Origin of the sequence: Rhodoplanes sp. Z2-YC6860, from assembly GCF_001579845.1 — a bacterium.
In the GTDB taxonomy this organism is placed as follows: Bacteria; Pseudomonadota; Alphaproteobacteria; order Rhizobiales; family Xanthobacteraceae; genus Z2-YC6860.
The window spans coordinates 2714557-2726480 of record NZ_CP007440.1 but is presented as its reverse complement, the minus strand read 5'-3'; the positions used below and the strand labels follow the sequence as shown (position 1 = coordinate 2726480).

Annotated in this window: 13 protein-coding genes; 7 read left to right on the top strand and 6 right to left on the bottom strand. The window is 64.8% G+C overall.

Features of this window, described 5'->3' with window-relative positions; all coding sequences use genetic code 11:
• Positions 1–75 precede the first annotated feature (75 nt).
• Together RHPLAN_RS12575 and RHPLAN_RS12570 are read left to right on the top strand one after the other, a co-directional pair.
• On the top strand, positions 76–1041 hold the full coding sequence (locus RHPLAN_RS12575; protein ID WP_068018080.1) for a D-2-hydroxyacid dehydrogenase family protein: 966 nt from the start codon (positions 76–78) through the stop codon (positions 1039–1041).
• Positions 1042–1161: 120 nt separating this feature from the next.
• Positions 1162–2088: a fumarylacetoacetate hydrolase family protein gene (locus RHPLAN_RS12570; RefSeq protein ID WP_068018077.1), complete on the top strand. Its 927-nt coding sequence runs from the start codon at positions 1162–1164 to the stop codon at positions 2086–2088.
• A gap of 58 nt (positions 2089–2146) precedes the next feature.
• On the opposite strand, the gene RHPLAN_RS12565 is transcribed toward RHPLAN_RS12570, so the two are convergent.
• Both RHPLAN_RS12565 and RHPLAN_RS12560 read right to left on the bottom strand, forming a co-directional pair.
• Entirely contained in the window at positions 2147–3115 is a 969-nt protein-coding gene (locus tag RHPLAN_RS12565; RefSeq protein ID WP_068018074.1) for a Bug family tripartite tricarboxylate transporter substrate binding protein, read from the bottom strand.
• An 18-nt stretch (positions 3116–3133) separates the two neighbouring features.
• A complete protein-coding gene (locus tag RHPLAN_RS12560; protein WP_068018071.1) occupies positions 3134–4117 on the bottom strand; it encodes a Bug family tripartite tricarboxylate transporter substrate binding protein in 984 nt (327 codons plus the stop codon).
• 147 nt (positions 4118–4264) lie between these two features.
• On the opposite strand from RHPLAN_RS12560, the gene RHPLAN_RS12555 reads away from it, so the two are divergent.
• The 5 genes from RHPLAN_RS12555 (at position 4265) to idi (ending at position 8665) form a co-directional block, all read left to right on the top strand.
• The gene (locus RHPLAN_RS12555; RefSeq protein WP_068018068.1) at positions 4265–5611 is read left to right on the top strand and encodes a PAS-domain containing protein; all 1347 of its coding nucleotides are present in this window, start codon (positions 4265–4267) and stop codon (positions 5609–5611) included.
• Positions 5612–5763: 152 nt separating this feature from the next.
• Entirely contained in the window at positions 5764–6753 is a 990-nt protein-coding gene (locus RHPLAN_RS12550) for an ABC transporter substrate-binding protein (RefSeq protein ID WP_157100240.1), read from the top strand.
• Positions 6754–6810: 57 nt separating this feature from the next.
• Positions 6811–7512: an orotate phosphoribosyltransferase gene (locus tag RHPLAN_RS12545; RefSeq protein WP_068018066.1), complete on the top strand. Its 702-nt coding sequence runs from the start codon at positions 6811–6813 to the stop codon at positions 7510–7512.
• 41 nt (positions 7513–7553) lie between these two features.
• Positions 7554–8108 carry an SRPBCC family protein gene (locus RHPLAN_RS12540; protein ID WP_068018065.1) on the top strand — a complete coding sequence of 185 codons (555 nt, stop codon included), beginning with the start codon at positions 7554–7556 and terminating at the stop codon, positions 8106–8108.
• On the top strand, positions 8108–8665 hold the full coding sequence (gene idi / locus RHPLAN_RS12535; RefSeq protein ID WP_068018064.1) for an isopentenyl-diphosphate Delta-isomerase: 558 nt from the start codon (positions 8108–8110) through the stop codon (positions 8663–8665). Before RHPLAN_RS12540 ends, idi begins: the two co-directional genes overlap by 1 nt.
• 91 nt (positions 8666–8756) lie before the next feature.
• On the opposite strand, the gene RHPLAN_RS12530 is transcribed toward idi, so the two are convergent.
• From RHPLAN_RS12530 to RHPLAN_RS12515, 4 genes are all read right to left on the bottom strand, one after another.
• The gene (locus RHPLAN_RS12530) at positions 8757–9320 is read right to left on the bottom strand and encodes a methylated-DNA--[protein]-cysteine S-methyltransferase (RefSeq protein WP_068018063.1); all 564 of its coding nucleotides are present in this window, start codon (positions 9318–9320) and stop codon (positions 8757–8759) included.
• Between the two features lie 179 nt (positions 9321–9499).
• The gene (gene alkB / locus RHPLAN_RS12525) at positions 9500–10150 is read right to left on the bottom strand and encodes a DNA oxidative demethylase AlkB (RefSeq protein ID WP_068018060.1); all 651 of its coding nucleotides are present in this window, start codon (positions 10148–10150) and stop codon (positions 9500–9502) included.
• A gap of 12 nt (positions 10151–10162) precedes the next feature.
• Positions 10163–11257 (bottom strand): bifunctional DNA-binding transcriptional regulator/O6-methylguanine-DNA methyltransferase Ada, encoded by a 1095-nt coding sequence (gene ada / locus RHPLAN_RS12520; protein WP_068018058.1) that lies wholly within the window; start codon positions 11255–11257, stop codon positions 10163–10165.
• Between the two features lie 175 nt (positions 11258–11432).
• Entirely contained in the window at positions 11433–11882 is a 450-nt protein-coding gene (locus tag RHPLAN_RS12515; RefSeq protein ID WP_068018055.1) for an ester cyclase, read from the bottom strand.
• Positions 11883–11924: the final 42 nt, after the last annotated feature.

Sequence of the window (11924 nt, the reverse complement as noted above, 5' to 3'; positions counted from 1 at the left end):
TCGAGAGCAGCCACCCTTGTGCCACAGGGCAAGGCGCGACACACTCCGCCCGGTTTCAATCCAAGGAGTGTTGCAATGGCCCTTCGCTGCGCGATCCTCGACGACTATCAGAACGTGGCGCTCAAGCTCGCCGACTGGTCGAAGATCACCAAGGACGTCGAGATCAAGGTCTTCAACGAGGCGGTGCGGCGCACCGACGCCGACACCATCCGCGACGTGAAGGACTTCGACATCGTCGTGATGATGCGCGAGCGCACGCGCTTCCTTCGTCCGGTCATCGAGGGCCTGCCCAAGCTCAAGCTCCTGATCACCACCGGCGCCCACAACGCCTCGATCGACATGAAGGCCTGCCAGGAGCGCGGCATCACGGTCTGCAGCACCACGAGCTACGGCAATCCGACGACCGGCATCGCCTTCGGCCTGATGCTGGAGCTGACCCGGCGGATCGGCTGGGAGAACGCCCGCATGAAGGCCGGCGAGCCCTGGCAGCTCACGCTCGGCATGGACATCGAGGGCAAGACCCTGGGCCTGATCGGCCTCGGCAAGCTTGGCGCGCGCGCCGCCGGCGTCGGCAAGGCGTTCGGCATGAAGGTCATCGCCTGGAGCCAGAATTTGACGCCGGAGCGGTGCAAGGAGGTCGGCGCCGAATATGTGTCGAAGGACGACCTGTTCAAGAACGCCGACTTCCTGTCGGTCCATGTCCAGCTCGGCGAGCGGAACCGCGGGCTGGTCACGGCGCGCGAGCTCGGCCTGATGAAGAAGACCGCGTACCTCATCAACACCTCGCGCGGGCCGATCGTGGATGAGAAGGCGCTGATCGCGGCGCTCACCAACAAGCAGATCGGCGGCGCGGGCCTCGACGTGTTCGACATCGAGCCGCTGCCGGTCGACCATCCCTTCCGCAAGCTCGATAACGTCGTGCTGACCCCGCATCTCGGCTACGTCAGCCAGCAGAACTACGAGCGCTACTATCCGGACATCGTCGAGGACATCCGCGGCTTCCTGGATGGCAAGCCGGTTCGCGTGATCCACCCCAAATAAAAATCGAGGCCGGACGGGGGCGCGGGCGCCTCAACCCGCGACCTTTGTGCTTAACTCGTCGGGTTGAGGAATACGCTGAAGCCCGCCCTCGAACGGGCCATGCCAAGGAGCTGAAGATCCATGTCGAGCTACAAGCTGGTCACGTATCAATCCCCCAAAGGCCCCCGCGCAGGCATCGTGGTGGACGAGAAGCTGTTCGATGCCGCCGCGCTCACGCGCAAGGCGGCCTATGCCAGCATGCTCGACATCATCAACGACTGGTCGTCGGCCAAGGGCACGCTGAAGAAGGCCGCCGACGCGGCCGCCAAGAGCAAGCTCAAGAGCACGCCGGTGGCGAAGGCCAAGCTGCTGGCGCCGGTGCTATATCCGTCGGCGATCTACTGCGCCGGCGCGAACTACACCGACCACATGATGGAGATGGCGAAGCTGCAGGGCATTCCGCCCGCGCCCGATCCGCACGACGTGGGTCTCAACCCGTGGCACTTCATCAAGGCGTCGCGCACCGTGACCGGCGACAAGGCCACCGTGAAGCTGCCCAAGGCCTCGAAGGCGATCGACTGGGAGGCCGAGCTTGGCGCCGTGATCGGCAAGAAGGCGAAGGACGTGCCGCTCGACAAGGCGCTGAGCTACGTCATGGGCTACACCATCGCCAACGAGCTCTCGGCGCGCGACCTCGGCCGACGCGATCAGCTTCCGGACGCGACGCCGTTCAAGTGGGACTGGGTCGGTCAGAAGTGCTTCGACGACGCCTGCCCGATCGGCCCGTGGATCATCCCGGCGAGCGACATCAAGGACCCGCAGAAGCTCGGCATCAAGCTCTGGGTCAATGACGTCATCAAGCAGGACTCCAACACCAGCGACATGATCTTCAATCTCGCCGAGCAGCTGTCGCACCTGTCGTCGCGGATCACGCTCTATCCGGGCGACATCATCCTGACCGGCACGCCGGCCGGCGTCGGCGCGGCCCGCCGCGAGTTCTTGAAGGCCGGCGACACCACCAAGGTCTGGATCGAGAACATCGGCACGCTGACCAACAAGATGGCGTGACGCCCGCGCAATGAAACGCCCGCTGCGACGATCGCGGCGGGCGTTTTTCTTTTTTTCGCTATTTCTTCAGGCCGGCGGCTGACGCCACCTCGCCCCAGCGCGTCACCTCCTGGCTGACGAACTTCGCGAACTGGTCGGGGCCGGCGATCATCGGATCGATGCCTTGCGGCCGCCACGACGTGATCACCTCCGGCGATTTCGCGGCTTCGATGGCGGCGCGGGCGAGCTTGTCGACGATCTCCCGCGGTGTGCCGGCCGGCGCCATCAGCCCGAACCAGATCGAGGTGACAAAGTCCGGCATGCCGGCTTCGGCCATGGTCGGCACATTCGGCAGGATGCCGGTGCGCTGCGCGGTCGCCGATGCCAGCACCTTCAGCTTGCCGCTCTCGACCTGCGCCACCACGGCGGAGGCCGGCGAGAACATGATCTGCACGCGGCCCGCCAGAAGGTCGGTCGCGGCCTGCGGACTGCCCTGATAGGGCACGTGCACGAGCTTCAACCCGGCGCGCATGTTGAGCAGCTCTCCGGAGAGATGCGGCGCGGTGCCGACACCGGTCGAGGCGTAGTTGATCTCGCCGGGTTTGTTCTTCGCCAGTTCGATCAGCTCCTTGAGGCTCGATACGCCGACCGATGGATTCGCCACCAGGATCACAGCCGCCGAATTGACCAGCGCGATTGGCGCAAAGTCCTTCACCATGTCGAAGCTGAGCTTGGGATTGATCGCCGCGTTGGTGATGTTGGCGGACGAACCGACGAACAGCGTGTAGCCGTCCTTCGGCGAGCGCGCGACATATTCGGCCGCAAGGCTCGAGCCCGCGCCGGGCTTATTCTCGACCACGATCTGCTGGCCGAGAAGCTGCGACATGCGGTTGCCGAGCACACGGGCCGTGATATCGGCCGATGAGCCCGGGATGAAGCCTACGATCAAGTGCACGGGCTTGTTCGGATAATCGCTCTGCGCGCGCGCAGCCGAAACTCCGGCCGCGACGATCATCGCAGCGATGGACAGAATCCTGATGACACCCATGGTCGCCCTCCCCTTAGCCTATGGCTTGATGCCGGCGTCCTTCACGACGCCGGCCCATTTCTTCAATTCGACATCGATGAAGCGCGCGAATTCGTCTGGCGTGCCGCCGAGCGGATCCACGCCCTGCGCCGTGAGCAACGTCAGAACCTCGGGCGACTTCACCGCCTGGTTCGCGGCGCGCGACAGCTTGTCGACGATCTCGCGCGGCGTGCCTGACGGCGCCAGCATCCCCATCCAGATGCCGGCCGAATAGCCGTCGACGCCCGACTCGATCATGGTCGGCACGTCGGGCGCGACCGCAGCGCGCGTCGGCTGGGTGACGGCCAGGGCCTTGAGCTTGCCGGCCTGGACGTTGGCCCACACCGTCGCGGCCGGGCCGAACATCATCGGCACCCGGCCGGCCAGCACATCGGTCATGCTCTGAGCGCTGCCCGGATAGGGAATTTGCGTGAGCCGGATGCCGGCGGTGCTGGCGAGCAGCACGCCGGAAAGATGGCTCATGGTGCCCGCCCCGGACGACGCATACTGCAAGCCGTCAGGATTCGACTTCGCGAGCGCGATCAGCTCCCGCACCGAATTCGCCTGAAGCGAAGGATGCGCCACCAGAATCTGCGGCGCATTGGCGACCAGCATGATCGGCGCAAGATCCTTGCCAAAATCGAAGCTCAGATTGTTCAGCGCCGGGTTGATGGTCTGCGCCACCGTACACATCAGGAGCGTGTAGCCGTCCTTCGGCGCGCGGGCGACGTATTCGGCGCCCAGGCTCGAACCCGCGCCGGGCCGGTTCTCGATCACGATCTGCTGGCCGAGGCTTTGGCTCATGCGCGCGGCCATCGCGCGGGCGATCACGTCGGCCACCGCACCAGGGCCAAAGCCCACCACCATGCGCACCGGCCGCGCCGGATAGTCCTCCGCCCTCGCCTGCGGTTGCGCGAAACTTGCGGCGACGAACAGCGCGACCGCCGTCGCGGCCTTCGTCGCGGCCTTGGCCCATCCCGGCATGCATTTCTCCCGACTTGTCCCGCATCTGTTGTGCGGGTGCGCCAATCATAAACAATCCATTAAGGATTGCGTAGCCGCATGGCCGTTAAGGCTGGCGCAACTTTGCGCAGGCATGCTGGTTTTCTTCCGTGAACGATCTGGGAAGCCATGGCTGACGCGACTTTAGCGCTGGCAAATCCGTACAGTTGGCTCGCTGCCGCCGCGCTGGGGATCCTGGCTGCTGCGGCGCTTTGGCGCTGGGCGCTGTTGCGCCGCATGAACGGCCAGCTCCAGACCGCGCTCAACAACATGTCGGCCGGCCTGTGCATGTGGTCGCCGAGCGGCGATCTGATCCTGTGCAACGAGCGCTACGCGCAGATGTACAACCTGACGCCCGAGGTGACGCGGCCCGGCGCGTCGTTGCGCGACCTGCTGCTGCATCGCATCCGCATGGGGAACTTCTCCGGCGACCCCGACCGGTACATCGCCGACCTGCTCGCAACCATCGCCAACGGCAAGACCGTAACCAGTGTCCGGGAGAACGAGGGGCGGTTCATCCAGCTCGCCAACCGCCCGATGCCGGGCGGCGGCTGGGTCGCGACCCATGAGGATGTCACCGAGCAGCACCAAGCCGAACTCGCCCGGACCGCCATGCGCGCAGTGGAAGGCCGCCGCACCGCGATCGAGGAAGCCATCGCGGGCTTCCGCACCCGCGTGGAGAGCGTGCTCAAGACGGTCGCCGATAGCGCCGCCGCCATGCAGACGACCGCAGGCGGTCTGCTGAAGGAATCCGAGAAGACGTCGCAGCGCGCGCAGAGCGCGGTGCGCTCCTCCAACGAAGCTTCGACCAACGTCGCGGTGGCGGCCACCGCGGCCGCCGAACTCTCGGCCTCGATCGGCGAAATCAGCGAGCAGCTCGTCCGCACCACCAATGTGGTCAGCACCGCGGTCGAGCAGGCCGAAACCACCAACGCGCAAATCTCGGGACTTGCCGAGGCGGCGCAGAAGATCGGCGACGTGGTCAAGCTGATCAGCAGCATCGCAGCGCAGACCAATCTTCTGGCACTCAACGCCACCATCGAGGCGGCACGCGCCGGCGAAGCCGGTCGCGGCTTCGCCGTGGTCGCTTCGGAGGTGAAATCGCTCGCGGTGCAGACCGCCAAGGCCACCGAAGACATCGCGGCGCAGATCCTCGCGGTGCAAGGCTCGACCACCGGTGCGGTCGGGGCGATCCGCGACATCGCCGGCCGCATGAAGGAGATCAGCGCCTACACTTCGGCGGTGGCCGCCGCCGTCGAGGAGCAGAACTCCGCGACCAGCGAGATTTCGCAGAACGTCGAAGGCGCCTCGCAAGGCACCCACACCGTAGTCCACGCGCTCGACGACGTCGCCGGAGCAGCGACCGCAACCCGCAGCTCAGCCGAGACCGTGCTGTCCGCGTCCCGCTCGGTGGAAAGCGCGGTGGCGAACCTGCGCAGCGAGGTCGAAGCCTTCCTGCGGCAAGTCGCGGCATAAGTTCGCGGCGTAAGTTCGAATAGTCCGCGTTCCAGCCTGCGGACCGCCAATCCCCAAGGCATACCAGCCATTTAGCCCAAGGCTGGCTTTTGCGGCCGAACCCCGCTTCACTGCGCGCCCACCATGATACGAGCGCGCAAGGAAGCGACAACGTGAAGAAAAACATCCCCCTCACTCTGGCCTGCGGCAACTACGAGATCGTGCGTTCGCTGATCGACGGCACAGTGTCTCCCGACGGCATCGACCTCACCATCCTGACCGACATGGACTCGACGACCCGCCACTGGCGCTTCCTGCGCGAGGGTCATTTCGACGTCGCCGAGACCTCGTGCTCGTCCTACATCGTCGCCCGCGACAAGGGGCTCAACATCACGGCGATCCCGGTGTTCCTGCATCGCCGCTTCCGCCACGGCTTCGTGTTCATCAACACGAACAAAGGCATCAAGAAGCCCTCCGACCTGGTCGGCAAGAAGATCGGCATCAAGTCGTTCCTGGTCACCGCGATCCACTGGATGCGCGGCATCCTCGAGCACGAATACGGCGTGCCGCATAAGTCGGTCGAGTGGGTCGCCGAGCTCGACGAGGACGTCGACTTCACGCCGCCGCCGGGCCTGAAGATCACCCGCCTGCCGCACGACAAGTCGGTCGAGGACATGCTGGCCGAGGGCGAGGTCGACGCGCTCATCCACTCCGACATCATCAAGCCGATGGAGGCCGGCGATCCGCGCGTGGCGCGGCTGTGGCCGGACTACAAGGACGAGGAGATCCGCTTCTACAAGAAGACGCAGATCTTCCCGATCATGCACGTGATGGGCATCCGCCAGGAGATCGTCGACCGTCATCCCTGGGTGCCGGTCAACCTGTTCCACGCCTTCGAGAAGTCCAAGGCGATCGCGATGAAACGGATGGCCAATCCGCGCATCGTGCCGCTCGCCTGGTACCTGGAAGCCTGGAACGAGCAGCAGGCCGTGCTCGGCCACGACCCCTGGGAATACGGTCTCAGCGACAAGAACCGGCACACCATGGACACCATCGCCGGCTACTCCCACGAGCAGGGCCTGACCCAGAAGCGCTGGACCCCGGACGACCTGTTTGTCAGCACTTTCCAGGGGAGAAAGCGCGGCGACGAATGGCGCATTTGACGGGCGCGCCTTAGATGCCTAGTGAAAATCACTAGATAGAGGGCGATCGAAAGCACCATGACACAGGGCCTGGGATTTGCTGACCGGAAGGTGATGGCCGAGTTGACGGCCAAGATGCTCCTTGAGGTGGAGGCTGTCCGCTTCATGGAGGACAAGCCGTTCATCTTCACCTCCGGTTGGGCCAGCCCGGTCTACACGGACTGCCGAAGGCTGATCTCGTTTCCGCGGGTGCGGCAGACGCTGATCGACTTCGGCGCCGCGACCGTGCTGCGCGACGTCGGCTTCGAGCAGTTCGACACGGTGGTCGGCGGCGAGACCGCCGGCATCCCGTTCGCGGCCTGGATGGCCGATCGCCTGATGCTTCCGATGCAGTATGTGCGCAAGAAGCCGAAGGGCTTCGGCCGCAATGCCCAGATCGAGGGACATCTCGAGCCGGGCCAGCGCGTGCTGCTGGTCGAGGACCTCACCACCGACGGCCGCAGCAAGGTCAACTTCTGCAACGCGCTGCGCGCCGCCGGCGCCACCGTCGACCATATCTTCGTCTTCTTCTTCTACGGCATCTACCCGGAAGGCCAGAAGATCCTGGCCGATCTCGGCATCAAGATGCATCATCTGTGCACTTGGTGGGACGTGCTCGACTTCGCCAAGAGCTGCGGCCAGTTCGATCCGATCAAGCTGCAGGAAATCGAGAAGTTCCTGCACGACCCAGCCGGCTGGTCGAAAGCCCATGGCGGCGTGTCGACGGCCGCCGCCGAGTAATCGCAAACTTCAAGCCCCCAGTAACGAGTAGGTTTCCGCAAATGGAATTCGACAACGCTTTCGAAGTGCCGCTGCCTCCCGAGCAGGCTTGGCCAGTGCTGATGAACGTCCAGGGGATTGCACCCTGCATGCCCGGCGCGCAGCTCACCGAAGTCGTCGACGACAAGACCTACAAGGGTAACATCGGCGTGCGTCTCGGACCGGTGGCGCTGACCTTCGCCGGCACCGTGGTGTTCGAGGCGATCGACAACACCAATTACAGCGCCAGCGTGCGCGCGCAGGGCAACGACGCCAAGGGTCGCGGCGCGGCGCAAGCCAAGTCGACGTTCCGGCTGGAGCCGTCGGCGGCGGGCTCCAAGGTCCTGGTGCACACCGACCTGACGCTGTCTGGCGCCGTCGCGCAGTACGGCCGCGGCGTCGGCATGATCCAGGCCACGGCTTCGGCGATCATGAATCAATTCGCCAACAACCTGAAGAAGCAGCTCGCCGATCCTTCGGCGGCAGCGGCTGCCAAGCCGATTTCCGCAGCTTCGCTCGCGGGCCAGGTGGCGTGGACCGCGATCAAGGACAAGTTCGGCGGGGGCAAGTCGGAGTAATGTCCGGCGACCAAAGGACGACGAGCGACACCGATCCCATCATCCTGGTCGATGCCGACGACGTCCAGATCGGCACCGCCGGCAAGCTCGACGCTCACCAACGCGGACTAAGGCACCGTGCCATCTCGGTGCTGGTGCGCAACGCCAGCGGCGAATTTCTGCTGCAGCGGCGAAATCCCGCGAAGTACCACTCCGGCGGACTCTGGACCAACGCCTGCTGCAGCCATCCGCTGCCTGACGAGGCGACCTCCGATGCGGCGCGGCGCAGGCTTTCGCAGGAGATGGGATTTACCTGCGCGCTCGAGCCGCTGTTCGTCTACCACTACAACGATCCGGTGCCCGGCGGCCTGATCGAGAACGAGATCGTGCATGTGTACGGCGGCCGGCACGACGGCGCGATCAGGCCCGATCCGGCCGAGGTCAGCGAGTTCAAGTGGGTGCGCTACGCCGACATGATCGCCGACATGCGGGCGCGGCCGGAGGCCTATACGGTCTGGTTTCGGCGCTACATCGACACCCACGGCGAGATGCTGGAGCGCTGGCTCAAGGGGCATTAGCGCATGATCCCGAAAAGTGTGAAGCGGTTTTCGGAAAAGATCATGCTCAAACAAGAGCGACGGGTCTGATTCAACGAAGTTGAATCAGACCCTAGCGCGCCGACGCTGATGCCCTGGCCTCTCTGCCGATCATCTCGCGCTTGCGCTCAATGCCCCAGCGATAATCCGCCAGATCGCCATCGCGACGCACGACGCGGTGGCAGGGAACGGCCAGTGCGATCGGATTGGCGGCACAGGCGCCGGCGACCGCGCGGGCCGACGTGAGCGGTCCGACCCAGCGAGCCAACTCCGTGTAGGTCACCGTGCGTCCGACCGGGATTCCGCGAAGCTTCTCCCAGACGCGGCGCTGGAACGGCGTCCCGCGCAGATCGAGCGAAAGATAAAGTCCCTCGGCAGGCTGCTCCACGAAGCGGATCACCTTTGCCAGATCGTCGCAGACGGCGTCGTCGTTCGCCACCAGTCCGGCTTTCGGAAAACGGGCGGCAAGGTCCACCGCGAGCGCGCCGCAGTCGTCGCCAATCAGAATGGCGCAGACATCCGAGATGCTGCGAGCGACGAGCACAACGCCCAAGGCGCTTTCTCCGGTCGCATAAGAGAGCGTTTCCGCGGCAGCTCGCAAACGCTGCGAGTGGGCTTCGGAAATCATGAGGTTCATGGTTCGACTCCTTCGTCTGTCCCATGATCGAGATATCCGGCGGCTCGCTTGGCTGAACTCCGCTCCTTGTTTTCAAATCGGATGTTTTCAACGCTCCGGCCCAAGGCATGAAACAAGCCGAGAGCTCCGCTGCTCGGCGCAAAGCCAAGCAGCGGAGCTCTGATCCGAAAAGCCGATTGCTAAAGCGCGCCGCGAAAGGTCAGGTTGATGCGCATGCGTCCGAAGGTTTCGTGATCGCCATCCTTCAACTCCGCGACTCCGTGAAAGAACAGACGCGACGGCCCGCCCCAGACGGCAACATCGCCATGCTTGAGCGCGAACTTCCGCACCGGGTCGTTGCGCTTCAAACCGCCGAACTGAAATGTCGCGGGCAGCCCCAGCGACACGGAGACGATCGGATGGGCGAGGTCGCGCTCGTTCTTGTCCTGATGCAACGACAGACGCGCACCCGGCTCGTAGCGATTGACCAGGCAGGCGTCGGGACGGAATTGCGGATAACCGGCGTCCGCCGCCGCAACGACCGCCAGCTCAAGAAAGCAGTCCGGCATCGGCGGCCACGGCTTGCCGGTCTGCGGGTCGATCCGGTCGTAGCGATATCCCGTCCGGTCGGTGATCCACCCGGCCGCGCCGCAATTGGTCATGGCCACCGACATGGTGTAGCCGCCCGGTGTGACCATGCGCCGGAACGGAGATATCGCAGTGATGCCAGTCAGCGCAGCCAGCAGATCCTTTTCAAACGGCAGCGCGGCACGGCGCAACAGCACGGCGCCATCCGCCATGGTTTCCCTGGACGGCTGCACAGGGGCGATGCGTTCGAACAGATCGTCCATCGTGGTTCTGATTCAAGGTGGCGTTGACGGCGTTTCCCGGTCGAGCAGGACGCGCTTGCGTTCCACGCCCCAGACATAGCCCGAGTCCGCGCCATCGTTGCGGACCACGCGGTGGCACGGAATGGCAACAGCGAGATTGTTCGCAGCGCAAGCCGCGGCGACCGCGCGTGCCGCCTTCGGCGATCCGACACGCCGTGCAATCTCGGCATAGCAAACCGTCTCGCCCGCGGGAATTTCCCGGAGCGCCTGCCAGACCCGCTGCTGGAAGGCGGTGCCGCGGACATCGAGAGGAAGGCTGACGCTGCTTCCCGGCGTCTCGACGAGGCCGACCACCCGCGCGACCAGCACCTCGTAGTCGCGATCGGCGCCGATGAGATGCGCGTTCGAAAAACGATCCTGGAGGCTGCGGATGAGATCGTCCGGATCGTCTCCCAGCATGATCGCGGCAACGCCCTTCCGGCTCGATGCGACCAGGATGGCGCCCAGCGATGTCTCGCCGACGGCGAACTTGATCTCCTCGTTGGCGCCGCCGGCGCGATATCGTGACGGCGTCATGCCGAGCATGCCGGTCGATTTCTCATAAAACCGCCCGCTGGAATTGAACCCCGCATCGTAGATCGCCTCGGTGACGGTGATGCCCGAGGCCAATCCGGCCCGGACCTTCCTGGCGCGATGCGCGGCGGCATAATCCTTCGGCGTCACGCCGATGACGGACTTGAACACGCGATGAAAATAGCCCGGGCTGCGGCCGATCGCGCTGGCCAGCGTTTCAAGCGACGGCTCCTCCTCGCTCTCGCCAATGATCCGGCACGCCTTCAGGACCAGCGCGGCATTCCCAGCGTCGCTGGAAGGACTGTCGGGATTGCAGCGTTTGCAGGGCCGGAAGCCGGTCGCCCTTGCGCTTTCGAGCGTGTCGTGGAGCTGGACGTTTTTTGGGTTGGCGGTGCGCGACGGACACGACGCCCGGCAATAGACACCGGTTGTCGCAACCGAATACCAGAGCTGCCCGTCAGCCGTCTTGTCGCGCGCGACAATGCGCGCCCATCGCGGATCGTCCGCCACCGCGGGGGGCGCGGGCCGCGGGATGTCGGCAAATGCTGCGATCATCTTCCATGTCCTCCGATCGCGCTGTCGATCTTAGTCGGCTGCGCTCTGATCCTGCGTTCAAATTCGCTTTTGTGACGTGAGGAAACCACCCGATTTCCGCAAACAGAGACCCGCACGCGGGCGTGCGGGCCTCCTCCTCCGACGATTCCAAGTCGCTCTGATAAGTCGGCTGCGATCAGGCGGCCTTGATCAGGCCGAGCTGGGTCAGCGCCGTCACGCCGTCATCGAGACCGATCTCCTCGACGATCCTGCCGTTGACCACCTTCAGCACCGTCGTGCCGGTGAAGTGCATCTTGCGGCCGGTCGCGGCTGGCAGGCCGCCCACCAGGAAATCCTTGAAGGCCGGACCTGTGTGGGTGCCGCCGCCTTCCCACTGGCCAACGACGTAATCGCCCTCGGCGATCACATCCGCGGTGCCCCAGAAATTGAGATCGGGGAATGCGGCGCGGAAATCGGTCATGAACGCTCTGATGTCATCGCGACCGCGGCGCGGTTCATGCAGCGAATATTTGAGCAGCATGTCCGGCGCGGCGATCTCATCGATCACCGCGAGATTGACCTTCTTGCCCCAGAATTCGGTGAACCAACGGCCGACGATGGCTTTGTTGTCTGTTTCCTTGCTCACGGATGACTCCTCATGCTTGTCCTGACGCGGATCGTCGACCTG